Genomic DNA, 26,644 nt, shown 5'->3' with positions numbered 1-26,644 from the left:
CCCCCTAGAATAGATGTCATCGCGCGCAAAGGATACCTGAATAGTTAGTTATGAACAGTACGAATCAAGAGAATCACATATACCAAACGTTACGCTCTGTATTTGGCTTTGATACGCTGCGTGCCGGGCAAGAGCATGTTATTGAAACCGTACTGGCTAACCGCTCATGCGCCGCTATATTCCCTACAGGCTCGGGCAAATCGTTGTGCTACCAATTACCCGCAACGGTACTTCCCCATTTAACCTTGGTTATTTCCCCCTTATTAGCCTTAATGAAGGATCAGTTAGCCTTTCTCAACGGCAAAGGCATTGCTGCCGCTTCTATCGACTCAACGCTTAGCCGCGAAGAAACCCAGCAAGTGATGGAGGGCGTCAAACACGGTAACATCAAGATACTGATGATCTCGGTTGAAAGGCTCAAAAATGAACGCTTTCGCCAATTCATAGCTCAGGTGCCAATTTCAATGATGGTGGTGGATGAAGCGCACTGTATTTCTGAATGGGGGCACAACTTTCGTCCAGACTACCTCAAGCTGCCTCAGTATGTGCGAGAATTCAATATCCCGCAGACGTTGTTGCTTACGGCAACCGCGACGAAAGACGTCATCCAAGATATGCAGGATAAATTTGCGATTCATCAATCCGACGTCGTTATTACAGGTTTTTATCGCCCTAACTTAGACATCAGTGTGATGCCGTGCGAAAGCGAACAAAAGCCCGACGAACTGCTATCACTTATTGCTAAAAACCCAACCGAGCCAACCATTGTTTATGTCACGCTGCAAAGCACAGCCGAAAGCGTTGCCAACGTACAGCAAAAAAGTGGGGTTAACGCCCAAGCCTACCACGCTGGTCTTGCGAATGATCTCAGAGAACAAATCCAGCATGCCTTTATGCAGGGCGAAATTGACTGCATTGTTGCGACCATCGCGTTTGGTATGGGGGTAGATAAATCCGATATTCGCAGGGTTGTTCACTATGATCTGCCTAAATCCATCGAAAACTACGCACAAGAGATTGGTCGAGCAGGTCGAGACGGCAAGCCTTCTCAGTGCATTCTACTCGCCAACAAAGATGGTATTTCCACACTAGAGAACTTTATCTTCGGCGATACCCCTGAGCTGGCAGAAATTCAGCAGATTATTGAGCTTGCCAATCAGTCGTCTCCTCAATGGGAAGTGGTGCTCAGTCGTTTGGCTACCGAGAGTAATATTCGTCAATTACCCCTTAAAACCTTGCTGGTGTACATGGAAATGGCTGGTCACATCGAAGCCCAATACAGCTATTTTGCCGATTACCGTTTTAAGTACATGACTGACAAACCGTCGATTATTGAGCAATTTAGTGGTGAGCGACGAGACTTTATCACTGCGTTGTTTAATTGCTCACCGCAAGCGAAAACATGGTGTCAGGTCGACTTTGATACATTATGGAATCATTTTCACGGTGACAGGCAGCGTGCCATTGCCGCCCTGGACTATTTCCATGAAAAAGGATGGATCGAATTAGAAAGCAAGCTGATGACGGAAGTGTACCGAGTGAAACCGCTTGTTGAGTCAGTGGAGAGTTACAGTAAAAACCTTGAGAAGCTCTATCGCGATAAAGAGCAGAGCGATATTAACCGCATTCATAACCTACTGGCCTTTTTTGAATCAGAACGATGCCTAAGCCATAGACTCGCTGACTACTTTGGTGACGCCAATGCACCCCATACTTGTGGTCATTGCAGTGTATGCCGAGGCAAGATTGCCAAGCTACCGGTGAGGCAGCAGCCAGAAATAGACGAAGAGGCTTTCTCTTCGTGGCTCATCGATCTAGAGAACAAAGCCCCCCACCCACTTTCTGCGCAGTTAAAAAGCAAGTTTCTCTGTGGCATCGCGACACCGATGCTCACAAAACTCAAAGCCCGCTCATTACCTGGATTTGGAAAAATGGAAGCGACTCCTTTTGCTGAAGTATTAAACAAAGTCACAGATCGAGAGGCATTAGAAAAAGCTTAGTTGCCGAGTCTGATCTTCGGGCTTAAGCATGACACTTAAGCCCAACAAACGAATTTCTCGCTCGTTTTGGCGCTTGAGAATATCCCTCAATAGCTGCTTAAAGTACTCTAAATCGAGCTCCGTATGGATATGCTCGATCGTCGTGAGTTGAAAATCAGCAAATTTTACTTTGATCCCTTGTTTGATGATGGCCTTTTCTGGGGAGGCCTTTTCAAGCCGCCTCTCTAGCTCAGGAAACAACTTTTCTTCAATTACCCGCCAGCATTCATCGTAAGTAAAAATATTTTCGCTAAAGGTGCGTTCAACGCCGACTGACTTTCGCTCTCTTTCTACCACCACCTCTCGGGTGTCGATACCATGGCTCTTTTTCCATAATGATGCCCCTAAGCGACCAAATTGAAGCAGTAGCTCGCGGTAGTCACTATTTTTAATATCCGCACCTTTGTAGAAGCCCGCTTGATGCAGTTTTTCTAAGCTTACCTTTCCTACTCCAGGGATCTTGTCCAACGGCAGCTTGTCCACCTCCTCTTGTACGCGCTCGGGAGGGATAACATATTGCCCGTTCGGTTTATTCATATCTGAGGCAACTTTAGCAAGGAACTTTACCGGAGCCACCCCCGCAGACGCCGTCAACTGGAGTTCATTCCAAATATCTCGCCGGATGGCTTCTGCAATCAATGTCGCAGAACCATGACACTGGGTGGACTCGGTCACATCCAAATAGGCTTCATCGAGAGAAAGTGGCTCAATAAGGGAGGTGTAGCGCGAAAAGATCTCACGAATTTGTTGTGATACTTGCTTGTAGACCTGCATTCGACCAGGAACAACCAACAAGTTGGGGCATAACTGTAAAGCACGAGCCGTCGGCATCGCACTCCGAATCCCAAACTTTCTCGCTTCATAATTGCATGTGCTGAGAACGCCACGCTGTTTCTCATGCCCACCAACCGCAAGAGGCCGGCCACGATAACTTGGGTTATCACGCATCTCGACCGCCGCATAAAAGCAGTCCATATCGACATGAATGATTTTCCTTGTTCGCTCAAGCATCGCTTTAACCCAAAAGGCACTGTTTAAAAAAACAGTATAAATCGTTCCATAGACGATGGGAACACACTTTATTCGTCGCTGGCAGCAATAGAGGTTGCTTGTAATTCAATATTATATTTGAGAGAGAATCACGCTTATCAAAAATATCAATTGATTTAATAACAACCAAGCGAATATGGTTATGCACAACAACACATAAAATAACAAGTCAGCGCATAGGGCTAAACAAAATGAACACAAACTCTAAACATCTACTGACATTGTCGTCAGTATTTCTACTTGCTGCATGTAGTGCTCCGGTCAAAGACACGACACCGCTCAATCCAACCACAGTAGTAAAAGCAAAATATTCCATGGAAGGTTTGTATTTACCTGATGGTAAAGGGAATCAAACAGTGTATACGCGCCCATCCATGCGCCATATTCAATCAGACTTTGAGGCAGAAAGCTTTCTCAGTAGCCTCGCTAACTTCGAGCGTAGTGACATATTCAGACTCGATAAAAACTTGCTGTGGGAGTTAAACCACGACGCAGAAACATACCGTGAATGCCCGATTGAAGGCTGTACGAGCTTTAGTTTTACTGACCAATTCACACAAGACGGTGAAGAGTCTGAAGAACCTCAATCTTACGAGGAAATGAACTGCTCGGTTGCACTTAAAAAGAATGAATTTGACGTTAAGCCAACAGGCAAGACGCGCGTCATCTCAGGAATGGAAACCAGCGAATATGCGGTTACTTGGCATGTGGTATTTGAAGACGACAAGAAAAAAGCCGACCAGAATTTACTCCGTTTTAGTGTTTGGACTGCCACACCAAACAGCGATATCAAACAAGCTTGGAAAGTTCACGCAAAGGCAACCGATAACTACCTAGATGCGGTCGGAGACAACAACCCACTGGTACGAATCCTCGGCCGAGATGGCTTCAAGGCAATCAGCTCCTTTGCGGGTGATATAGAGAATACTGATGCAAAATCGACGAACTCAGTGTTTAAAAAGTTAAACACCATTGATGGCTACCCACTCAGCCTGAAGATGGAGTTCTTCCAACAATCTCAAGCTTGCCAAGATGAAAAACAAAAAGCCTCTACGGCGCAACTTGATTTCACCAATGGCGTTGACGGACTAACTGAATCTGCCACAGGGTTAGTCGGCGACTTCTTAAGCAAAAAAGTCGATGACCAAGTGAATGAATGGAAGAAAGACGCACTGATACGCTACGTTTACGAAGTAACGTCAGTATCAGAACAAGGCGTTCGCGACAGCGTGTTTAACATTCCAGCGGATTACCGCTTAACTGACCGTCAGTAGGATTTACAATTCAAAAGCAAGGCGACATAGGCTTGTCGCTTTGCTTTCATTCTACTCACTAACCTCTAGTCCCTCAGCATCACGTCCAGCTGATCGACCAGCTCTGCCCAGTCTGCATCCTCCTCTATGGCTTGCTTAAGAAAAGCCGCTTGAGCGTCTGTCCAAAAACTGGCTTCGTGCAATAGCGTTGAGCCACGGCGCTGCCGATGCTCAAGAATGAACTTATTAATATCTTGTTCTGAGCTGCCTAACCCCAGCTGTTGAAACAATTCAGCCATACCGTGTTGGTGCAGTTCCATAATGTCCTCCACTCTCTATGCTTTTAGGTTTGTTAACATGAGTATAGTTACTTTCATCACAGGGAAAGACCAGAGGGCAAATTAAAGGCAAAAAATAACCCGGACTAAGCCGGGTTAATATAACTACTGATAAGTTCTGCACTATTTACGCAATGCGATCTTTTTCCCAAGCGGCGAGCTTTTCAGCACGGGCAGCTTCACGTGCCTCACGCTTTTTACGCGCATCGCATGGTTCTGGGCAGTTACAGACTTTTTCGATACCGACTGCGCCAAGGCCACCACAACTGCCTTTCACCACTTTTTTCTGAATGATGTAGCCAATTGACATTGCCGCAATCACAGCGATAAAAACACCAAATGTAATTAAAAATGTACTCATAATGACACGCTCACTAAAGTAATTATTGGTTTATAAACGGCTTATAAGCCTCTGACGTCAACTCTTCAAATCCATCGTCAGTTTTAACAATCATTAAAACTGGAATGTTATGCTCTTGTGCGACCTGCATTCCTTTCACTTCACCCAACACCATCAAGCCCGTTGCTAAGCCATCTGCCGTCATGGATGATTTGTCCAATACTGTTACTGATACCACTTTGTGACTGATTGGTTTTCCAGTTTCTGGATTGATGATATGCGAATAGCGGATACCATCACGCTCAAAGTAATTACGGTAATCACCAGAAGTCGCAATCGCCATATCTCCCGGTTCGATAATTTCTTGAATTGCGCGCTCTTCTACTGAGGGCTTCTCAATAGCGATACGCCAAGGTACACCTTCACGGTTTACACCTTTCAGGCGCATTTCACCACCCACTTCAACCATGTAGTTCACCACACCTTGTGATTGGATGTAGTCAGCGACAACATCAACTCCCCAACCTTTGGCAATGGTTGAAAGGTCAACATAAAGGCTTGGAATCTCCTTTTGTAGCAGATTGCCTGAAACCTGAAGGTGCTCTATGCCCGTTTTCGCTCTTCGCTCGGCTAAATCGGCATCTGTCGGAACAATTTCAGGGCGCGCTTCGGGGCCAAAACCCCATAGGTTGACCAGTGGCCCAACAGTCACATCCAAAGCCCCGAGTGTCACTTTGTTAAGACGAATCGCCTCTTTGACGACAGTAGCCGTCTGAGTCGATACCGAAAATGGTTCAGATGTTGAGTGTTGGTTAAAGCGGCTTAACTCTGAATCTTCTCGATAAGTCGACATTTGGTCATTCACTTCTTCCAGTAAGCGATCGACTTCCTTTTGGAGATCATCTGGAGCAGGAATACCTTCACCTGAAATATACTTAATGTTGTAGGTGGTCCCCATCGTCGGGCCAGTGAGATGAATTTGTTCAGCAGGCTTTTCACAACCCGCCAAAATCAATAGAGAAGCAAATGCAACAAGCCACTTTTTCACTTGTTAACTCCTATTGTCGGTAAATGGATATTGAAAATGGCATCTACTATCAGGTGCAATTTTCAATATCGACTGTCGATAGAACTTTAGTTTAAAAAAAGAATGGCTGACTCAATTGAGTCAGCCATAGATTTCAATCACTTAGGAAGATTAACCACCGAAGTCATCTAGAAGGATGTTTTCATCTTCTACACCAAGATCTTTCAGCATGCCAATAACAGCCGCGTTCATCATTGGTGGACCACACATGTAGTATTCACAATCTTCAGGAGCTTCGTGATCCTTCAGGTAGTTTTCGTACAATACGTTGTGGATGAAACCTGTGTAACCATCCCAGTTATCTTCTGGCATTGGATCTGATAGAGCACAGTGCCATACGAAGTTGTCGTTCTCAGCCGCTAGGCCGTCGAAATCTTCTACATAGAACATTTCACGCTTAGAACGCGCACCGTACCAGAAAGACATCTTACGCGTAGAGTTTAGACGTTTAAGTTGGTCAAAGATGTGCGAACGCATTGGCGCCATACCAGCACCACCACCAATGAATACCATTTCAGCATCAGTATCTTTCGCGAAGAACTCACCAAATGGACCTGAAATTGTACACTTGTCGCCTTCTTTAAGAGACCAAATGTACGATGACATGATACCAGGTGGTACGTCAGGATTATTAGGCGGCGGCGTAGCGATACGCACGTTCAGCATAATAATACCTTCTTCTTCTGGGTAGTTAGCCATTGAGTAAGCGCGGATTGTCTCTTCGTTTACTTTAGACTCGTAGCGGAACAGGTTAAATTTGTCCCAGTCTTCGCGGTACTCTTCAGGTACATCGAAGTCAGCGTATTTCACGTGGTGAGCAGGCGCTTCAATCTGGATGTAACCACCAGCACGGAAAGGTACTGATTCGCCATCTGGAATTTGCAGCTTAAGCTCTTTGATGAATGTCGCTTTGTTATCGTTAGAGATAACGCTACATTCCCACTTCTTAACGCCGAAGATTTCTTCAGGAAGTTCGATATCCATGTCAGTTTTCATTGCAACCTGACACGCTAGACGCTCACCTTCACGCGCTTCACCTTTAGTAATGTGGTCAAGCTCGGTTGGTAGAATGTCGCCACCACCTGATTTAATTTTTACGCGACACTGACCACAAGAGCCACCGCCACCACAAGCAGAAGATACGAATACGCCAGCACCAGCTAGAGCACCCAGAAGCTTACCGCCTGGTTGTGTAACGATCGCCAGTGATGGGTCGTCGTTCACAGAAATTGTAATGTCACCTGTTGGTACAAGCTTAGACTTAGCGAAAAGAATCACTAGTACTAGAGCCAGTACGATCAGAGTAAACATCACGACACCAAGAATAATGTCCATTGACTATTCCTTAATTGTTGCGGTTTACCCGACTTACAGTTGAACACCAGAGAAAGACATAAAGCCTAACGCCATAAGACCTACAGAGATAAATGTGATACCAAGACCACGTAGACCTGGAGGTACGTCAGAATACTTCATCTTCTCACGGATACCTGCAAGAGCAACGATGGCTAGCATCCAACCCACACCAGAGCCGAAACCGTAAACAACAGATTCCGCAAAGTTGTAGTCACGTTGTACCATGAAAGATACACCACCGAAGATCGCACAGTTTACTGTGATCAGCGGTAGGAAGATACCAAGCGCGTTGTACAAAGGTGGGAAGAAACGGTCTAGAACCATTTCTAGGATTTGTACAAGTGCTGCGATTACACCGATAAAGGTGATGAAGTTTAGGAAGCTAAGGTCTACACCTTCAACTAACGCGTTCTCTCTCAGAACCAGGTTGTAAACAAGGTTGTTTACCGGTACAGCAATAGTCAATACAACCACTACCGCAACACCAAGACCGAAAGAGGTCTTAACTTTCTTAGATACCGCAAGGAACGTACACATACCTAAGAAGAAAGACAGAGCCATGTTTTCGATGAAAATCGATTTAACTAACAGACTAATGTAATGTTCCATGACGTCCTTACTCCTTCGCTTCTACTTGTTCTGGCTTGAACGTACGAATCGCCCAAATTAGGAAGCCGATTAGGAAGAATGCAGATGGTGCTAGTAGCATCAGACCGTTAGGCTGGTACCAACCACCATTGCTCACTAGAGGTAGTACTTCCATACCAAACAACTTACCGCTGCCCAGTAGTTCACGGAAGAAACCAACAGTGATTAGAACGAAACCGTAACCTAGACCGTTACCGATACCATCGATAAGAGACGGTACTGGCGCAGACTTCATAGCGAATGCTTCAGCACGACCCATTACGATACAGTTAGTAATGATAAGGCCAACGAATACTGATAGCTGTTTAGAAATATCGTATAGGTAAGCTTTCAATACTTGGTCTACCACGATTACTAGAGATGCGATGATCGCCATCTGAACGATGATACGCACGCTGTTAGGAATGTGGTTACGGATTGAAGATACAAAGAAGTTAGACAGTGCAGTTACAAATGTTACCGCCAAAGTCATAACAAACGCTGTTTCTAGTTTAGTTGTTACTGCCAGAGCAGAACATACACCAAGAACCTGCAGCGCGATTGGGTTGTTATCCAATACTGGCGCTAGAATGCTCTTTTTAACGTTTTGTGCACTAGACATTAGTTCAGACCTCCGTCACGAACTTTTGCTAGGAATGGACCAAAGCCCATGTCACCTAACCAGAAGTCAAATGTGTGTTGGACACCATTACTAGTTAGTGTCGCACCTGACAGACCGTCAACACCGTGTTCAGAACCTGCTGGAGCACCACCTTTCACGACTTTAATCGCTGGCTTGTGGTTCTCATCAAACAGTTTTTTGCCTTCCCACTGTGCGCGCCATGATGGGTTTTCAACTTCACCACCAAGTCCAGGAGTTTCACCTTGCTCGTAGTAAGTGATACCAGACACTGTGTTACCGTCTGTTTCAACTGCAACAAACGCGTACATCATTGACCATAGGCCGTTACCGTGAACAGGTAGGATAACTTTTGAAACTGAGTCACCGTCTTTCACAAGGTATACAACACCTTGGTTAGCACGACGTAAGATCTTAGCGTCATCCTCATCAGCTGATAGCTTGATTGACTGTGCTGGATCTTTTGCCGCTTTACGCTGATCAAACGTTGCTGCATTACCTTCAATGAAGTTACCAGTTTCGAAATCGACTAAACGTGGTTCGATGTACTGTGCAAATAGCTCAGGTACTTTTTTACCTTCTGCATCAATGCCAGCTACTTCGACGATTTTCGATTGCTTATCTAGTACAGCGTTCGCTTTTTGTTTGTCGCGTAGACCTACTGCTGCTGTTGATACGATGATTGAACAAACAAGGCTCAACCCGATAACAACACCCAGCGTCTTTTTAATGCTGTCGTTATTACTTGCCATAGCGTGCTTGTCTCCGCTTGATGTTCTTCTCAATAACTAAGTGGTCGAACAGAGGTGCAAACAGGTTCGCGAATAGAATCGCCAGCATCATACCTTCTGGGTATGCTGGGTTAACTACACGGATAAGAACACACATTACACCGATTAGAGCACCGTACCACCACTTACCTTTGTTGGTAAATGAAGCTGATACAGGGTCTGTCGCCATAAAGAACATACCGAATGCAAAACCACCTAGAACTAGGTGCCAGTGCCATGGCATGTTGAACATTGGGTTAGTTTCAGAACCGATAACGTTGAACAACGTTGCAGTTGCAACCATACCGATCAATACACCCGCGATGATGCGCCATGAAGCGATTCGCATGTAAACGATTAACGCCGCACCGATCATCAGAGCCAGTGTTGAAACTTCACCAATAGAGCCAGGGATGTTACCGATGAACGCATCCATCCAAGTGATAGGAGCACCAGTTACAGTGTTAACTAGAGCACCGTTACCACCTTGAGCCCATTGGCTAAGAGCCGTTGCACCAGAGAAGCCATCAGCTGCAGTCCATACTACGTCACCCGAGATTTGTGCTGGGTAAGCGAAGAATAGGAAAGCACGGCCTGCAAGCGCAGGGTTTAGGAAGTTACGACCTGTACCACCAAAGATCTCTTTAGCAACCACAACACCAAAGGTAATACCTAGTGCCGCTTGCCATAGAGGAAGTGTTGGCGGAACGATAAGCGCGAACAAGATAGAAGTAACAAAGAAGCCTTCGTTAACTTCGTGCTTACGCACCATACAGAACAGAACTTCCCAGAAACCACCAACGATAAATACCGTCGCGTAGATAGGTAGGAAGTAAGTCGCACCCAGTAGCATCTTACTGCCAACGCCTGCATCGGCAGCAATGGTGCCACCCAGCATTTCCGTTAACCAGTAGTGCCAGTTACCCGCAACAACTGCTGCTAGTTCACCACCAGCGTGCATGTGAGTAAGTGCAGCGATAGCTTGGCCACCTGCGTTGTACATACCCCAGAACATTGCTGGGAATACCGCAAACCAAACCATAATCATGATGCGTTTTAGGTCAACGCTATCACGAACGTGTGAGCTTTTCTTTGTTACTAGACCTGGCGTGTAGAAAACTGTCGCTACAGCTTCGTACAGGGCAAACCATTTTTCATGTTTACCACCAGGCTCAAAATGATGCTCGATGTCTTCAAGAAACTTTTTAAGAGCCATGAAAATTACCCTTCCTTCTCGATCTTGTCTAAGCATTCACGAAGTAGTTGACCGTACTCGTACTTGCCAGGACAAACAAAGGTACACAATGCTACGTCATCTTCGTCTAGCTCTAGAGCGCCAAGTGCTTGTGCACTGTCAGTGTCGCCTGCGCATAGATCGCGAAGTAGCAGAGTAGGTTCCATATCTAATGGCATTACACGTTCGTAGTTGCCGATTGGAACCATTGAACGGTCACTGCCGTTAGTCGTTGTTGTCATATTGAACAACTGACCTTTGAAGATATGACCAAGGAATGCACGAGTTATAGAGAACTTGTTCTTGCCAGGCATCGCCCAACCAAACAATTCTTTCTCATAGCCTTCGCGCAATACAGAAACCTGTACATGGTAACGGCCTAGGTAGGCGTGAGGACCAGTTGCATGAGTACCTGTCAGTACCGAACCAGAAATCACACGAACTTCACCTGGCATTAACTCGCTGTCCGTAATGTCTTCTAGGCTAGCACCTACAGTTGTACGGATTAGACGAGGGTTATTCACTACTGGGCCAGCCAGAGAGATAACACGATCAGTGTAAAGTTCACCAGTTAGGAACAACTTACCGAACGCAATAACGTCCTGGTAGTTGATGCTCCACGCCACGTTTTCTGCATTTACTGGGTATAGGAAATGCATGTGGGTGCCAGCAAGACCTGCTGGGTGAGGGCCATCAAAAACATGCTCTTCGACATTTGACTGAGAAGAACGTGGAAGACTGGTGCCAGACTTACATACGTAAACCTTGCCATCAGTCAGAGTTGAAAGTACATCTAGGCCAGCAACGAATGCTTCTTGTTGCTCATTGATGATCAACTCCGGCTGCGCCGCTAATGGATTAGTATCCATAGCAGTCACAAAGATTGCCTTAGTTGAAGACTCAATTGCTGGAACCTTGCTGAACGGACGAGTACGTAAAGCGGTCCAAAGACCTGAATCAACAAGCTGAGTTTTCACCGCTTCACGGTCAAGACTTGCTAGTTGAGCAGCTTCGAACTTGTCAAAAGTAACCTGTTCTTCACCTGCCACTTCAATCACTACGGATTGAAGAACACGTTTAGCACCACGGTTAACCTCGATCACTTTACCACTTGCTGGTGAAGTAAATTTAACACCTGGGTTCTTCTTATCTTCAAAAAGAACTTGAGCTTTCTTTACTTCATCACCTACGCGAACATGCATAGTAGGACGCATGCCAACGTACTCTTCGCCAAGCAAGGCGACTTTCTTGATGGTCTTACCATCATTAATCACCTGGGTAGGAGTTCCTGCGATAGGAAGGTCCAAACCCTTCTTTATTGTAATCATACGCACTTGCACTACTTTTATCGGGAAAAAGATTCTTTGATTGCGTAACTTTTAGACACGACACTAGTGTCCGGTTTCGGTGTTGTTTGAAACACCAAAATCGCAACATCCAATTAATAACATCTCAACAAGAACTGTCAGAGATTTATCAGGTGCGATAGTCTAGCATCTTTTGGGAATGGGATGCCATGACCAATGGGGGGGTTAGAGTGGATATTTGGGAGGTTTTGAGTTTAAAAGGTTAAGGAATAGTCATAACTTTGAACCATCGCACAATCGTATTAGTCCTTATATTGACTATGGACAATGTCTATTAATTTTTTGAAACAAAGCTGATTACAACTCATCCTCTCATTAATTTGTTTATACATTGTTAATACAATCAATAGTATCAACAAAAAAAGAGGCAACCATAGCTGCCTCTTCTCATTGGTGTTACTTTGAACCACCCAAACACATTGGGCTATCTGGCGCTGATTCATTTTGCGCTTTCCACTCTTGTGGCGTATATGTGTGCATCGAGAGCGCGTGTATGTGGTCCGCGAGCTCATCAGCCAGCACCTTGTTCACCTCTCGGTGACGAGCAATGAGCCTTAAACCGTCAAACGCTTCACTCACCACAATCACTTTAAAGTGGCTCTCAGAACCCGCTGGCACATTGTGCATGTAGCTCTCGTTGATCACCTTCAAGTGTTCGGGATCAAAGGCATTGTGCAACTTCGTTTCAATCGCTTCTTGCAGCATAGTGTGTCACCATCTATTTTTTTGAACAGCTTTAAAGTACAGATAATAATCTTGTTACTGATAAAGCAAAAGGTTTTAGTTTTCAGTTTGGCTAGCATCTGCGACAATTTAATCCTGTTGTTCAATCGCTAGCACCCCAATTATGAAAAACGAGCTTACTCTCCATGAGCGAACCCTCTCTCTGTATCGATTCCCGAAAAGAAGTTATGAAACTCTCCAAGCATGGGATGCTGGCGATGAGTACCTTATTAACCATGTTGAAGAGTTAGGGTTAGAAGGAAAACGTATTCTGATACTGAACGATCACTTTGGTGCGCTCAGTTGCTGGTTTTCAGAAAAACACGACGTCATCATGATGAGTGACTCTTTCATTGCACACAAAGGCACGCTGTCGAACCTACACCGCAATGAATGCAGCAAAGTTACCTTCGCCACAACCATGGACGACATTCCAGCAGACGTCGACTTGGTTCTGATGCAAATCCCTAAAAGTAATCGCCACTTAACTTGGCAGTTGGCGCAACTGCGCCGTTCACTCTCAGAATCTGTGCCCGTTATCGCGGTAAATAAAGCGAAGGAAATACACACATCAACGCTTAAACTGTTTGAGAAGTACTTGGGCACAACGACGACCTCCCTGGCCCGAAAAAAACACCGCTTGGTTTTTGCACAAGCAGATTGCATCGCTCCTCCTCAGGTAGAGCCATACACCTGCTGGGAAGTCGACAATCACGGCTTCTCGCTGAAAAACCTTGCCAATGTCTATTCCGGTGAAAAACTCGATTTGGGTGCGCGCTTTATCCTAGAACACTTACCTCAAGATCTGGGTGATAAACGCGTGATCGATTTAGGCTGCGGAAACGGCGTACTATCCGTTAAATTAGGGCAACTTAATCCAGGAATACACATCACCTGCGTCGATGAAAGTTTTATGGCAGTTGAATCTGCACGAGAAAACTTAGCTGTAAACCTGCCCGAAGGTTTCAAGTTTGACTGCATTGCAAACAACTGCTTGGACGGCTTCGACAAAGGGTGTGCTGATGTCGTGATCTGCAATCCCCCATTCCACCAGCAACAAGCGATTACTGATCATATTGCTTGGCAAATGTTCTGTGATGCAAAGCATGTTCTTACTCATGGTGGCCAATTATTAGTTATCGGCAACCGTCACCTCGGCTACGATGTAAAACTATCCCGATTATTTGGTAAAAAGAACGTCAGACTGGTCGCTTCCAATGATAAATTTGTTATTTTACAAGCGACTAAATAGTTCACTATCATAACGCCTGTAAATTTAGAGCGACGAACAAAGGAAAATTCAATGAGAAAACTGGTCCTAGCCGCATCCATGGCACTACTCACTGCATGTGCAGCACCGCAGCAAGAGCAGATCAACTTTATGCCACAAGCGGTATTAAGTAGCAGCGACATCGTACGTGACGCCTCTTTCACTCTAACCAGCAAAGATGTCCGTTCAGCCCAATATGTTGCATTGGTTGATAGTGGCCGCTCTCATATTGAGCCAATCCATGCCAAACAGAATGTTCGTATCTCGTTCGAAAATGCGCTGTTAGAACAACTACAATCTCAAGGTTTTCGTAATACAGTAAACAGTGAAAACAGCATAGAACTCGAAGTTCAAGAAATGCTGGTGTCTGTGAAACATTCCGTGATGGAAAACATCATGGATGGCAAAGTGGTCGTTGAAATTACCGCTGAAACGCCACAAGGCAAACTGGTGAAAACGTATACTGGCACGGCAAAGCGCACTGGTGCTCTAAGTGCATCAAACCAAGACATCGAAGTTGTACTTAATGACGTCGTTCAACTGGTGTTGCAGGAAATTTCTAACGATCGTGAACTACAGACTTACATGCAGGAGAGATTTTAATGTGGAAACTCGCAACAGCCTCTCTCGCCTTAGTCAGTAGTCTGGTGTTTGCAGGCCCAAAAGTAGAAGTAGAAACCAACCTAGGTGCCTTTACTCTTGAGCTAAGCCAAGAAAAAGCGCCAGTTACCGTCGCCAACTTTTTGAAATACGTTGAAGATGGTAGCTATGAAGGTACGATTTTCCACCGCGTGATTCCAGGATTCATGGCACAAGGTGGTGGCTTTGATACTGACATGAAGATGAAAGAGACTTACGCGCCAATCAAAAATGAAGCGTCTAATGGCTTAAAGAACCAAACCGCTTCTATTGCGATGGCAAGAACCAGCAACCCGAACTCGGCTACGCGTCAGTTCTTTATCAACTTAACGGATAATAACTTCCTAGACTACGACCAACGTCCGCCGGGTTACGCCGTTTTTGGTCAAGTGACTCAAGGTTTTGATGTTATCCAAGCAATGGCGACCAAGCCGACTCACACTGTTGGCCGCTACGCAGACGTGCCAGTTACCCCTATCATCATTAACAAAGTCACCCTCCAACCTTAATCGCTTTAGGCTCTAGCTTTTGAGCTAGAGCCTTTTTACTGACCAGATACTCAAAAACAAAGGAATCGTGTATGTCATTTGATTCTCCTTCCATGTCCTGGCGAGAAACCATCCGTAGTTATATGGATAAACGCCTGATGTGGGTCTTTATGCTTGGTTGTTCTAGCGGTTTCCCTTGGGTTCTGATCGGTTCAAATATGTCGGGCTGGTTAAAAGATGCCGGCCTTACTCGTGCCGCGATTGGTTACTTTGGTAGTGTGTTTGCTGTCTATGCGATCAACTTTTTATGGGCTCCGCTTGTCGATCGCGTAAAGCTGCCTGTTCTGCATGCCATACTAGGGCAAAGACGAAGCTGGATTTTCCTATGCCAGTCCATAGTGCTTATTTGTACGCTTTTCATCGCAGGCGTTGACCCGGCGAAAAACCTGATGCTGACGTCAATGTTGGCTTTAGGGATTGCCATCTCTTCATCAACACAAGATATTGCTATTGACGCTTTCCGTATTGATAGCTTCCCGAAATCAGAGCCGTCGAAATTACCACAAGCTTCTGCCATGGCCGTTATTGGCTGGTGGACGGGTTACTCCGTTCCTGGCTACCTCGCCTTTATCAATGCCGACTCTGTGGGTTGGAATGGTGTTTACTACGGTATGGCCGCGATCGTCGGGGTATTAATGCTGTTTACTTTACTGGTTGGCGAACCAAAAACTCATCGAGACTCGTTGCAGGCCGAAGCCGAACAACGCCACAGTAAAGTGGTGGGAAACCCTATCTTAGCCTGGATTACCGTGACGGTCATTGAGCCCTTCATCGACTTCTTCAAGAGCAATGGTTTCCGCGTAGCGCTGACTCTGCTGCTGTTCGTTTTCCTATTCAAGATTGGTGAGGCTTTCCTAGGCCGAATGTCGATTACCTTCTACAAAGAAATTGGCTTCTCCAATGAGCAGATTGGCTACTACTCAAAACTGATTGGTTGGGGGCTCACTATCCTATTCACCTTGCTGGGTAGTATGGTCAACGTGAAGTTTGGCATTGTTCGAGGGCTAATGATTGGTGGTATCGCCATGGCATCGAGTAACCTTATGTTCTCTTGGATCGCGCAGGTAGGCCCAAATGAGCAGCTCTTCTTAGCGACACTAGTAGTAGACAACTTTACCTCGGCATTCTCTACCGTTGCCTTTGTCTCATTCTTAACCGTGGTCACTGGACAAGCGTTCTCGGCGACGCAATACGCGCTATTAGCCTCACTGGGCAACTTTGGCCGTACCACTCTCGCGTCATTTTCAGGAGAGTTAGTTGATTACTTGAATGATTGGTCGACGTTCTTTGTGCTCACCGCCCTGATGGTCGTGCCGAGTTTGATCATGCTCTACTCTCTTCGTCACTACTTTACCGATATTCTCGATAGAGCAAGGAAACGTGATACGCAAGAAAGCGCAGAGCAAGAAATGCAAGGTTCGTAAATAAACGCAGATAATAAAAAGGCTTGGTCAACACCAAGCCTTTTTTGTTTTCTTTGTCCTGTTTGTATAAATCGTGCGACTGAATACGATCACAGAAGCAGTTAATAAACCCTCTCCAACCCAGTCACGATCCAAGCCTAAAAACAGTAAATGTGCAGCACCCAATCAATACTCAAGCAATCTCATAGCCGTTATTGACACTTTTTATTTACATAAATTTATTGTGTGACGGCCGTCAAGTTTTATGGGAAATACTACGCAATCGTTACCCCTATCACTTTTTATGCAAAAATATGAAAGTTCCAAAACACTTTTGTTTTTTACTTGTTAACGAGATCCAGATCACTCGTTTTATGTTTTTTTACACTCCATGTCACTTCAAATTGAGATTTTTATCGCTATTATTCGCATCAACAAAGCACGGCAAAGACTGTGCAACAGTGGCTATACGAACACATTTGAACATGAACAAACATAGAGAGTACCACTATGCGTAAATCACTTTTAGCTCTTGGTGTAGTAGCAGCAGTTTCAGCAGTACCAGCACAAGCAGAATATCTTTACGGTTTCGGCAGCATGTATGCCGACTACCAAGTATGGGATCAAGGTTTCGGTAATGACGCTGATAACTTTGGTAACGACATTGATGATCGTAACCAACTTGTTATCGGTATCGAAGGTGGTGCAGGATTTGACTGGGGCCAAATCTACGGCTTTTATGACTACGAAGGCGTTGACCGTGCTGGTGATGACCGTGGCGCGTCAACAAAAGGTACCATTCACTACAACCTAACGGACTCTGGTGTTTCTCTATACGCTCAGGTGTATAACACAGATACCGATAAAGGTTTCCATGAGCAAAACCGTGTTCTAGGTTTGGGCTACACTGGCCTGAAAGGTGACGGTTGGGGCTTCACTCCATTTATCGGCGTACACCAAATCAACAATGGTGAGATCAGCGGTGATAATGGTGGTATGTTCGGTTACGTAGGTTACTACAACTTTGATCTATCTGGCGAAAACTTCACATTCTCAACGTGGAACGAACTAGAATTCGCACGCAACGATGCATACTCAAATGTTCAAAGTACAGATTTTGCTAGTGGTAACGGTTCAGAGAGCTGGGGTCTAAACGGTAGCTTAAACCTACTTTGGAACTTCGATAAAAACTGGTCAACTGGTGTGCTTTACCGCTACACAGTGAACAAACTAGCACGTAAAGATTACCAAGACTTATTGATCTACCGCGTACAATACAACTTCTAATTGTTGTTTCGTAGAGATGACCTATGGCACCTTCGGGTGCCATTTTTATTTGCTTTCTCAATGGATAACCTTATCCTTTGGGCAAATCCATTTTTCTACTTTGACACATGAACATTGTGGTACTCGGCCCTGGGGCTATCGGGTCACTTTGGGCCTATTCATTTTTTCACGCTGGCCACTCCGTATCGTTATGGTCGAGAAGTTCATCGAGCGTACAATCAATTAAAGTTGATGACGGCCCCGAAAACAGCTTCGCCAACCGCCAAGACAGTGATCTCAATAATGCGGATTTACTTTTGGTCACCGTCAAAGCTCCGCAAGTAGAAAATGCCATCACTCCCTTACTTGAACGTATTCATCCTGACTGCATAATTGTATTAATGCACAACGGTATGGGCACAGCTGAACGTATTGCGTCGTTACTTCCCCATAATCCGCTTGTATTAGCCACCACGACGCATGGCGCATATCGCCCGGCACCTTCCCATGTACAGCATACAGGTAAGGGAATCACGCAGTTAGGTGGGTACAATGCCAAGGGGTTGCAATGCCAGTTCCTAGAACAGGTCTTCCACCATGCGCTCCCCAACTCTCGCTGGCACCCAAACATACAAGAAGCACTGTGGCATAAATTAGCCATTAACTGTGCTATCAATCCCTTGACGGCTCTCCATCAAATCACCAATGGAGAACTGGCCGCTGATCTTTACCGTGACATGCTCACCAAAGTGATTAGCGAAGTCGCATTAGTGATGAATGCAGAAGGTATTCCCACTTCGTTGGCTACACTAAAAGAGACGGTTTATACCGTAATTAATGAGACAGCTAAAAACCACTCTTCAATGCAGCAGGACATTTTTTATCAACGTTCAAGTGAGATCGACTTTATCACCGGATACTTACTAGAAAGAGCCAAAGTGCACGATATCGCAGCGCCAAACAACGCTGCCCTTTATGAAAAAATAAAACGAATTGAACAAAGCTGGAAATCATCATGAGTAAAAAAGTATTGGTCCCGATTGCTCCTGGCACTGAAGAAATGGAAGCGATCACTATTATAGATATGATGGTTCGTGCCGGTTATGAAACCATCGTTGCCAGCGCAGATTTCGATGGTAACTTAACCATGAAGGCATCGCGCGGGGTGACGCTAACCGCAGATTGCAAGCTGGTTGATATTGCCGATGATGAGTTTGATGCCGTTATCCTTCCTGGCGGCGTTGTTGGTGCAGAAACATTCCGTGACAGTACAGTGCTAGTTGAAATTGTCCGTCAACAGGCTTACGAGGGAAAGCTCGTGGCGGCGATATGCGCAGCACCTGCACTGGTATTAACCCACCATAACCTTTACCCAAAGGCGCTGATGACTTGTCACCCAAGCTTTCAAGATCATATTGCAGAACAAAACTGGCGAGTTAAGCGCGTCACCTATGACATCAACCACAACTTGTTAACCAGCCAAGGTCCAGGCACAGCACTCGAATTTGCCATGGAGATCATCATCCAACTCTCCGGTAAAAAACATGCTTGGACAGTCGCTGAGCCTATGGTAACGCTCCCTACTCTGCACTACCAAAAATTCGGTGAAGAATAATGTTGGATATCAATCAAGTTACGGCTCAATTTCCGGCACTCAAGCAGAACATCAATGGCCAGCGCTTAGTCTACTTAGATAGCGCTGCAACCACACAAAAGCCCCAGTGTGTTATTGAAGCCATCAGTGATTATTACAGCCAGCAAAACGCCAACGTGCACCGCGGCAGTCACAGCTTAACGGCCAACGCGACCAGCCAGTTTGAATCTGCGCGTCACACCGTAGCAAACTTCATTGGTGCAAAATCAAGTAAAGAAATCATTTGGACTCGAGGTGCCACTGAAGCACTCAACCTGATCGCGCAAACTTACGCGCGCAGCACCTTACAACCGGGTGATGAGATTCTTGTCGGCGAGATGGAACACCACGCGAATATTGTTCCATGGCAAATTGTCGCAGAGCAAACGGGCGCAAAAGTCGTAAAGATCCCAATGACTGTAGATTGCCAACTTGACCTATCTGCGTTTGACACGTTGCTCCCAAGTAAAACGAAAATTGTCGCGGTGGCCCACATCACCAACGTGACTGGAACGCGTCAGCCTATCGAACGTATTATTGAACGGTCTCACCAAGCGGGAGCTGTAGTGGTTGTGGATGGCGCACAGGGTATTGTGCATGAGCCAGTAAACGTCAGCGCATTAGGCGCCGACTTTTACGTCTTTTCAGGGCATAAATTATACGCGCCGGCTGGAATTGGTGTGCTATATGGCAAGCTAGCGTTACTGGAATCGATGCCGCCTTGGCATGGCGGTGGCAAGATGGTCGAAAGGGTTTCTTTTTCTGGGACCACCTACAGTGAACTACCGGGGAAATTTGAGGCTGGCACGCCAAATGTGGCGGGTGCCATTGCACTCGAAACCGCGATTAACTGGTATCGCTCTTTTGAGCAACAGGAAGTAGAACAACATATTCATTCGCTTGTCCACAATACCTATACTCGACTCAGTCAGATTGAAGGCGTTCAAGTTCTCGGCTATCAAAAAGATGCATCGGTGCTCTCTTTCATTATTGAAGGCGTCCACCATCAAGATATCGCGACACTGCTTGATCAGCAGGGCGTTGCGGTTAGAGCTGGACATCACTGTGCGCACCCGTTAATGGACGCATTAAATGTGAAAGGAACCATAAGAGCTTCTTTCGCTATCTATAACACAGCTGAAGATGTCGATCGCCTGATCCAAGCCGTCGAAAAAGCAGTCGATATGCTCTAAATCTTGTTGCTCCTAAATATAAGAAGCGAGCCACTTGGGCTCGCTTCTTTTATATGTACTGGTTACAGCTCATCAAACGCTTCGATTGCTTCAGACAGTTTCTTCACACCGTGGATCTGCATCCCAGGGATCCCGCCTTTTGGCATATTCGCCGCAGGGACGATTGCCTTCTTAAAGCCGTGCTTAAATGCCTCGTTTAAACGCTCTTGACCACTCGGCACCGGGCGAATTTCTCCGGCTAAGCCAACCTCACCAAATACCACCACATCTTTGGGTAATGGTCTGTCTCTAAAGCTCGACAGCAGCGCCATCACCAACGCCAAATCAGCACTGGTCTCCGTTACTTTCACACCACCAACGACGTTGACGAACACATCTTGGTCGGCCATTTGTAGCCCGCCGTGTTTATGTAATACCGCCAAAAGCAACGACAAACGGTTCTGCTCTAACCCCACTGCCACGCGGCGTGGGTTTGCCAGTTGGGAGTAGTCCACCAGCGCCTGAATTTCAACAAGTAGCGGGCGTGTCCCTTCCCATACGACCATGACCGAACTGCCCGAGGTTTCTTCTTCTCCGCGAGATAAAAAGATCGCCGAAGGGTTACTCACCTCTTTCATCCCCTGTCCTGTCATAGCAAACACGCCCAGCTCATTCACTGCACCAAAACGGTTTTTATGACTACGTAAAGTACGGAATCGACTATCAGAGCCACCATCAATCAACACCGAACAGTCAATGATATGCTCCAACACTTTCGGACCGGCCAACGTGCCGTCTTTCGTCACGTGACCGACAATAAATACAGAGACATTATTCTGCTTAGCATATCGCGTTAAAGCCGTCGCAGACTCTCTCACTTGCGCCACACTGCCCGGTGACGATTGCACGTCAGCCACATGCATAACCTGGATCGAGTCGATCACCATGATCTTGGGTTGCTCTTTCTCAGCAATCTGACAAATACGATCGACATTGGTTTCAGACAACATTTTCAGGTTGTCTTTTGGCAAACCAAGGCGGGAGGCACGCATGGCAACTTGCTGTAACGACTCCTCACCCGTCACGTACAGTGTTGGCATTTGAGATGCGAGCAAGCACATGGTTTGCAGCAACAATGTCGACTTACCCGCACCTGGGTTACCACCGATCAGTATGGCTGCCCCAGGCACAACACCGCCACCCAAAACGCGATCAAATTCTTTGAAGCCGCTGGTAAAACGAGGCACTTCCTGAAGATCAATTTCTGCTAATGTTTGAACGGTTGTTTCACCACTGTTACCCGCATAACCTGATAAACGTTCATTCCTCGCCGCCGCAGGAGAAGCTGCTAATCGAACTTCACTGATGGTATTCCACGAACCACAGGCATTACATTGCCCCTGCCATCTTGGAAAGTCTGCCCCACAGTCGTTACACACATATGCTGTTTTCGCTTTTGCCATGTCGCCTCAAGTTATAAATTGTGAAGTTGGATATTGCTTTGCGCCTAATTTTGCTTGATTCGCCGTAACATATCACTAAAGATCTTAATATCAAGGTCGATATATCCGTGTAACTTCAAGATGCCGTACTAAAAACCTTGTCTCAGATATAATTTCGGGACAATGTGAAAACCAAATTTGCGATCAGCTTAACGCTGAAAAATACTGGCGCAGGGTACAAAGGAAGAAGTTACTTAGGTACTAATCCAGCATGGAGCATTAAAACACCCCTTATGCAGCAATCAGAAATTCTCTCATTAGCAGAAAGGCTTATTCCCGCCTATCACTCGAGCGATTTCGATGTCCTACTCAACCAGATGACGAAAGGTGAAGCCCCTTCGGTAAAGCTATTGGTTAAGATGGAACTCAATCGTGTTATGGCGCCGTGCACAAAAAGTGTCGACTTAAGGGGCCGTGTGCAGGGTGAATGCCGGGAGTATGAGCTGGATGGGAGAAAGCACTGGCTCGATGATGTTGCGTTTAATGCTTACCATAAAAATACGCATAAGTTTGGTGGCTATACAGAAGGTGTCTGGGAGGCGCTTTGCAATACTCACAATAACTTCCGCGTAATGAAACAAAAAGGGGTGTCATTAAATAACACCAAAAATGAAGACTCTCATCCCCTTGAAGTTGAAGCGATTAACCTCGGTTACGATCTCAAACGTAAAGAAAACCGTTTTAAAATCTCATCTCAAATCGAATTTAAATTGTCAAACGGGCACCTTGTCCATGCAGTCACCGTTGACTTATCGCCCTCGGGCGCCAAATTCAAAGTGCCGGCAGCCTTCAACTACAAATTAGGGGAAGTCATCAAAGTTCGTTTTGTTGAACTGGCAAAGTCGAGCGATATAGAGGGCATCCTTAGCCCAATCCCTTACCGAATTGTGGGAATAGAAGAGTCATATGAAACAGATGCCGTTAAATATGTACGCTTAGTAAAAGTGGATGACAGCGATACGCTGGCCGAGGTTATAGAACAATGCCTGAAAAGCGATAACCAAAGAGCCAAGCATGATAATCAGGACAAGATACTTCGCGCACGCACCCGCGGGTATGAGCACACTTACTTAAAACACACCAACTGTTTACCTGTCTTTTTTAGTGGCAGCGAACTCAAGCTTGTGTTGATGACGGAACATAACCAGCCGATTTGGCAATACTGGCAAGACGAGCGAAACCAACAAACATTAAGTAACCTTTTCAATTCGCAGCGGATGTCTCATCTCACTACCCCTGGAATGCGGGGCAGTAATAATGTTCTTTACTCATTTACCCATGAGCATCAAAGCAAAATCCATTTTTTCTCGATGATGATGCCTGAAGCGACACGCGAAACTCGTCAGTTATTCTGGCATATCGGCGCCAAAAGAAAGAGTTGGAAAGCATTCCGACTCTCTGTCTTTGAACTATCGAAAGAAGAAAAAGAAGAGCTATCTCATCACTCAACCGAGCTCAATGTCGATCCGAATGCCTTAACACATTGCGGCATCTTGCAAGAGATTGGCGATGATACAAGCAGCCCAGACTACTTACTGACCGACAAACCTAGGCTAGCAAGTAGCGAGCTCAACGGATTCAAACACGACAGGAATCCCCAATACAATCCGACCTGTCTTTATTTTGATGCAAAATCACGTCGTAAAGAGCCCAGATACCAGTTTTCTTCCCCCATTTCGCTCTCTACAGACACGCATCAAACCTTGACTGGACACACTGTGGACTTATCTCAGCATGGTGTCAGTATTCTTCTTTCTGAGTCTAGCTCGCTAAAAGCGGGCGATGCTTGCGAGCTCAATTACAAAGAGCTGCAGCAGTACGATAAGAAAGTCTTGTTGGATGCAGTGCCGTACAAAGTTGTACGCGTGAGCCCAAACGGGAAAAATATCCAGCTCGCCATTGTGGAAGAAAGCTATACACTGCGCACCATTGCATTTTTTGGCCGCTTGATAAGCCATAACCAAGAAAAGCTGGTAGCGAAGAAAGAGCTGTTACCAAGTAATAAACTACTCGAAGGCCTGCACGACATTCTTCTCGACAAGATTGTGTGCACCCCGGTCTACATCGAAAAGAAAGGCGCGAACCTAAGACCGCGAGTTATTGGTATCAATTACCCACTACCTCCCCATGTGGCTCTACTCGCCAAGTTGGGGAACGGTCAAAACTACTCGCTAGAACCCATTTATAAAGGGCGCACTAACACGCTATTAGCCCAGCCGATGAAACGTATAGATGGAGCGCAGCCTCAATACCATGAGCTGTATTTGACGGCAATGAGGTTTGGTAATCGAATTCAATCGATAGAGTCCAAATTAAGCAGCGAGTTCCGTAGTGTCAAAGAGCGCATCGCTTTTATCAAGAAAGCGCAATCGATGGGTGAGTTCTATGCTTTAAGAATTTCAAGTGCGCCTGTGTTCAACGCGATGACAAACTTAATGCAGAAAGACCTTGAGGAACTCAGTCAAATTAGCATGCCGAAAGCGCGTACCTTGGAAAATGAGATCATGGGGATTGTGGGCTACGGTGAGTTAATCGATATCACCGAAGAAGTTCTGATCCGATTAGAGCTAACCCAATAAAACAAAAAAGGCGAACCAAGTTCGCCTTTATTACTGTCTGTGCTTTGTCTACTGCGGGATTGGAGAAAAGCTGACGCGCTTTTTCTTCACTAGCATTGCAGAAAGAATACAAATCACACCGCCTAACCCACTGTAGCGAATAGCCGCTTGAGCTTGTTGTTCCACTTTTGGCTTCGCGTGATAAGCGATCCCTAAGCCTGCTACGCCCATCATCGTTAAGTCATTGGCGCCATCACCCACAGCAATGGTATTGTGAGATTCAATCTCAAACTGCTCGGCTAAGTCTTGCAAGATATCCGCTTTAATTTGCGCATCAACCACTTCACCCAACACTTTGCCCGTCAACTTGCCATCAATGATCTCCAACTTATTGGAGCGGGCGAAATCGAGCTCTAACTGAGCTTTTAAGTGATCGGAAAAATAGGTAAACCCACCCGATGCTATCGCGGTTTTCCAACCAAACTGCTTCAACGTATAAATAAGCTCGGGTAAATCTGGCATCAGCGGCAGTTCATTTCTGACTTCGCTCAAAATGGACTCGTCTGCTCCCTTAAGCTTGCCTACTCGTTGGCGTAAGCTTTGTTCGAAGTCTAGTTCCCCAAGCATCGCGCGCTCGGTCACTTCGGCAACTTCTTCACCCACACCAGCTAGCTTAGCGATCTCATCAATGCACTCGATCTGAATTGCGGTTGAATCCATATCAAAGACCACAACCCCAGGCTTAGTCAGATCCGGTAAGTCTTGCAGTTTCGCGTAATCTAGCTCCAGCGCTTGCAAAATTTGTTCGTGCTCAGGTGTTAAATCACCTTCCATCAAAGCAACTTCGTATTGCCCCACTTTCCAAACTTCCACAACCGCGTTGTAGACACCCGTAAAGAAATCAATATCTTCAAATTGCCCAGCCGATAGAAAAGGCGCGTAAACAATCCAGTTTGCCTTAGCGACATCAAATTGATTCGACAAACGAGTTTCCGGCAAGCGGTTTATCAGCGGAATGTGGCGTCGTATTGATAGTGTGTTTAACCTGTCCATGTATCTAATCCTAAGAAAACCTTGCAACAAGTTACCCTATTGCAATTTGACTACGCAAGTATCAATATGCGTATAGCTAAATAATTTAATCTTTGGGGTCACATGGATTCTTCTCTATTCTCATTTCGAGTCGCGGTCAGAGCCCTTGCCATTCTGGCTCTGATAGCCATGGTGGCTGTCATCGGCGTGAATAGTGTCAAAATTACCAAGGGTAATGAGCAAATCCAGCAAAATCAGCTCAAAACGCTCACTCAAGTGCTGGTTACCCAAGCCGCCCTTTCTGCAGGGGAGCTGCTTTCTACTCAAGATCAAGAGCGCCTACTCAAACTGACCAACCAATTATCAAAAGATCGCTTGGTTTATGATGCGGCTATCTACAATGCCGAAGGTATTCGTTTGGCATCCAGCGATAATGCCTCCACGGTGAGAGAAACTCTGGGGTTAGACACACCATTAGAAACTGCTCGTATCGGCAAACAACAACTTGTCGAACCCGTTTTTCACGATAATGCCGTGATCGGCTTTGTGCGCATTACCTTTGAAACCGGACGCGTGACTGCTTTCTCCGATCACTACTACCGTAAAAGCGATCGCTATATGTACACCATGGTTGGATTGAGTTTTATTGCTGGATTATTGCTGGCGGTTGTCATTCGCAGAAAACCGAAGAAAAAAGGCGAAAACTTATTGCTGAAGGAGATCAGCTAAAAACTCTTCTCCAAACCTACTTAATAAAAAGCCTTGGCAAATGCCAAGGCTTTTTAGTTTATCATCAA

At 45.8% G+C, this 26,644-nt stretch carries 25 protein-coding genes; 12 read left to right on the top strand and 13 right to left on the bottom strand.

Annotated features, from left to right (window positions below; all coding sequences use genetic code 11):
• Window positions 1-50 precede the first annotated feature (50 nt).
• Window positions 51-2,000, top strand: coding sequence for a RecQ family ATP-dependent DNA helicase (locus VNE01S_RS05195; RefSeq protein WP_053396740.1), 1,950 nt, complete (start codon window positions 51-53; stop codon window positions 1,998-2,000).
• Here the strand turns inward: VNE01S_RS05195 and dinB are convergent.
• Window positions 1,986-3,050, bottom strand: coding sequence for a DNA polymerase IV (gene dinB / locus VNE01S_RS05190; RefSeq protein WP_053396739.1), 1,065 nt, complete (start codon window positions 3,048-3,050; stop codon window positions 1,986-1,988). The genes VNE01S_RS05195 and dinB overlap by 15 nt on opposite strands.
• Window positions 3,051-3,280: 230 nt before the next feature.
• Between dinB and VNE01S_RS05185 the strand changes: the two genes are divergently transcribed.
• Complete coding sequence (locus tag VNE01S_RS05185) at window positions 3,281-4,363, top strand: hypothetical protein (protein ID WP_156309902.1); 1,083 nt, start codon at window positions 3,281-3,283, stop codon at window positions 4,361-4,363.
• Window positions 4,364-4,428: 65 nt separating this feature from the next.
• Here VNE01S_RS05185 and VNE01S_RS05180 read toward each other — a convergent pair whose 3' ends face one another.
• From VNE01S_RS05180 to bolA, 10 genes are all read right to left on the bottom strand, one after another.
• Window positions 4,429-4,662, bottom strand: coding sequence for a DUF2789 domain-containing protein (locus VNE01S_RS05180; RefSeq protein ID WP_053396737.1), 234 nt, complete (start codon window positions 4,660-4,662; stop codon window positions 4,429-4,431).
• Between the two features lie 145 nt (window positions 4,663-4,807).
• A complete protein-coding gene (gene nqrM / locus VNE01S_RS05175) occupies window positions 4,808-5,041 on the bottom strand; it encodes a (Na+)-NQR maturation NqrM (RefSeq protein WP_053396736.1) in 234 nt (77 codons plus the stop codon).
• 22 nt (window positions 5,042-5,063) lie between these two features.
• Window positions 5,064-6,068 (bottom strand): FAD:protein FMN transferase, encoded by a 1,005-nt coding sequence (locus tag VNE01S_RS05170; RefSeq protein WP_053396735.1) that lies wholly within the window; start codon window positions 6,066-6,068, stop codon window positions 5,064-5,066.
• Between the two features lie 150 nt (window positions 6,069-6,218).
• A complete protein-coding gene (nqrF, locus tag VNE01S_RS05165) occupies window positions 6,219-7,442 on the bottom strand; it encodes an NADH:ubiquinone reductase (Na(+)-transporting) subunit F (RefSeq protein WP_053396734.1) in 1,224 nt (407 codons plus the stop codon).
• Window positions 7,443-7,475: 33 nt separating this feature from the next.
• Window positions 7,476-8,072 carry an NADH:ubiquinone reductase (Na(+)-transporting) subunit E gene (gene nqrE, locus VNE01S_RS05160; RefSeq protein WP_053396733.1) on the bottom strand — a complete coding sequence of 199 codons (597 nt, stop codon included), beginning with the start codon at window positions 8,070-8,072 and terminating at the stop codon, window positions 7,476-7,478.
• A gap of 7 nt (window positions 8,073-8,079) precedes the next feature.
• A complete protein-coding gene (locus tag VNE01S_RS05155; RefSeq protein WP_053396732.1) occupies window positions 8,080-8,712 on the bottom strand; it encodes an NADH:ubiquinone reductase (Na(+)-transporting) subunit D in 633 nt (210 codons plus the stop codon).
• Window positions 8,712-9,482, bottom strand: coding sequence for a Na(+)-translocating NADH-quinone reductase subunit C (locus tag VNE01S_RS05150; protein ID WP_053396731.1), 771 nt, complete (start codon window positions 9,480-9,482; stop codon window positions 8,712-8,714). The genes VNE01S_RS05155 and VNE01S_RS05150 overlap by 1 nt, the downstream gene beginning before the upstream one ends.
• Window positions 9,472-10,716: an NADH:ubiquinone reductase (Na(+)-transporting) subunit B gene (locus tag VNE01S_RS05145; protein WP_053396730.1), complete on the bottom strand. Its 1,245-nt coding sequence runs from the start codon at window positions 10,714-10,716 to the stop codon at window positions 9,472-9,474. The genes VNE01S_RS05150 and VNE01S_RS05145 overlap by 11 nt, the downstream gene beginning before the upstream one ends.
• Window positions 10,717-10,721: 5 nt before the next feature.
• Window positions 10,722-12,062, bottom strand: a complete 1,341-nt coding sequence (locus VNE01S_RS05140) for a Na(+)-translocating NADH-quinone reductase subunit A (RefSeq protein WP_053396729.1) — start codon at window positions 12,060-12,062, stop codon at window positions 10,722-10,724.
• Window positions 12,063-12,497: 435 nt separating this feature from the next.
• Entirely contained in the window at window positions 12,498-12,806 is a 309-nt protein-coding gene (gene bolA / locus VNE01S_RS05135; RefSeq protein ID WP_053396728.1) for a transcriptional regulator BolA, read from the bottom strand.
• A gap of 142 nt (window positions 12,807-12,948) precedes the next feature.
• Here bolA and VNE01S_RS05130 point away from each other — a divergent pair, with 142 nt between their 5' ends.
• The 8 genes from VNE01S_RS05130 to csdA all read left to right on the top strand — a co-directional run bounded on the left by VNE01S_RS05130 (window position 12,949) and on the right by csdA (window position 20,776).
• Complete coding sequence (locus tag VNE01S_RS05130; protein ID WP_053396727.1) at window positions 12,949-14,076, top strand: methyltransferase; 1,128 nt, start codon at window positions 12,949-12,951, stop codon at window positions 14,074-14,076.
• 51 nt (window positions 14,077-14,127) lie between these two features.
• Window positions 14,128-14,697, top strand: coding sequence for a YajG family lipoprotein (locus VNE01S_RS05125; RefSeq protein ID WP_053396726.1), 570 nt, complete (start codon window positions 14,128-14,130; stop codon window positions 14,695-14,697).
• Window positions 14,697-15,242 carry a peptidylprolyl isomerase gene (locus VNE01S_RS05120; RefSeq protein ID WP_053396725.1) on the top strand — a complete coding sequence of 182 codons (546 nt, stop codon included), beginning with the start codon at window positions 14,697-14,699 and terminating at the stop codon, window positions 15,240-15,242. The genes VNE01S_RS05125 and VNE01S_RS05120 overlap by 1 nt, the downstream gene beginning before the upstream one ends.
• Window positions 15,243-15,313: 71 nt before the next feature.
• Window positions 15,314-16,705 carry an AmpG family muropeptide MFS transporter gene (locus tag VNE01S_RS05115; protein ID WP_053396724.1) on the top strand — a complete coding sequence of 464 codons (1,392 nt, stop codon included), beginning with the start codon at window positions 15,314-15,316 and terminating at the stop codon, window positions 16,703-16,705.
• A 489-nt stretch (window positions 16,706-17,194) separates the two neighbouring features.
• The gene (locus VNE01S_RS05110) at window positions 17,195-17,971 is read left to right on the top strand and encodes an outer membrane protein OmpK (protein WP_053396723.1); all 777 of its coding nucleotides are present in this window, start codon (window positions 17,195-17,197) and stop codon (window positions 17,969-17,971) included.
• A 107-nt stretch (window positions 17,972-18,078) separates the two neighbouring features.
• Entirely contained in the window at window positions 18,079-18,969 is an 891-nt protein-coding gene (gene panE, locus VNE01S_RS05105) for a 2-dehydropantoate 2-reductase (RefSeq protein ID WP_053396722.1), read from the top strand.
• Window positions 18,966-19,565: a DJ-1 family glyoxalase III gene (locus VNE01S_RS05100; RefSeq protein ID WP_053396721.1), complete on the top strand. Its 600-nt coding sequence runs from the start codon at window positions 18,966-18,968 to the stop codon at window positions 19,563-19,565. Before panE ends, VNE01S_RS05100 begins: the two co-directional genes overlap by 4 nt.
• Window positions 19,565-20,776 carry a cysteine desulfurase CsdA gene (csdA, locus tag VNE01S_RS05095; protein ID WP_053396720.1) on the top strand — a complete coding sequence of 404 codons (1,212 nt, stop codon included), beginning with the start codon at window positions 19,565-19,567 and terminating at the stop codon, window positions 20,774-20,776. Before VNE01S_RS05100 ends, csdA begins: the two co-directional genes overlap by 1 nt.
• A gap of 62 nt (window positions 20,777-20,838) precedes the next feature.
• Here csdA and radA read toward each other — a convergent pair whose 3' ends face one another.
• On the bottom strand, window positions 20,839-22,218 hold the full coding sequence (gene radA, locus VNE01S_RS05090; RefSeq protein WP_053396719.1) for a DNA repair protein RadA: 1,380 nt from the start codon (window positions 22,216-22,218) through the stop codon (window positions 20,839-20,841).
• 272 nt (window positions 22,219-22,490) lie between these two features.
• Between radA and VNE01S_RS05085 the strand changes: the two genes are divergently transcribed.
• Window positions 22,491-24,836, top strand: coding sequence for a PilZ domain-containing protein (locus tag VNE01S_RS05085; RefSeq protein ID WP_053396718.1), 2,346 nt, complete (start codon window positions 22,491-22,493; stop codon window positions 24,834-24,836).
• A 48-nt stretch (window positions 24,837-24,884) separates the two neighbouring features.
• Here VNE01S_RS05085 and serB read toward each other — a convergent pair whose 3' ends face one another.
• Window positions 24,885-25,868 carry a phosphoserine phosphatase gene (serB, locus tag VNE01S_RS05080; RefSeq protein WP_053396717.1) on the bottom strand — a complete coding sequence of 328 codons (984 nt, stop codon included), beginning with the start codon at window positions 25,866-25,868 and terminating at the stop codon, window positions 24,885-24,887.
• 102 nt (window positions 25,869-25,970) lie between these two features.
• Between serB and VNE01S_RS05075 the strand changes: the two genes are divergently transcribed.
• Window positions 25,971-26,576, top strand: a complete 606-nt coding sequence (locus VNE01S_RS05075; protein ID WP_053396716.1) for a YtjB family periplasmic protein — start codon at window positions 25,971-25,973, stop codon at window positions 26,574-26,576.
• The last annotated feature ends 68 nt before the right edge of the window (window positions 26,577-26,644 follow it).

The sequence above is a fragment of the Vibrio nereis NBRC 15637 genome (genome assembly GCF_001591105.1).
GTDB classification, from domain to species: domain Bacteria; phylum Pseudomonadota; class Gammaproteobacteria; order Enterobacterales; family Vibrionaceae; genus Vibrio; species Vibrio nereis.
The sequence above is the reverse complement of the archived record's forward strand: the minus strand, read 5'-3'. Positions and strand labels throughout refer to the sequence as shown.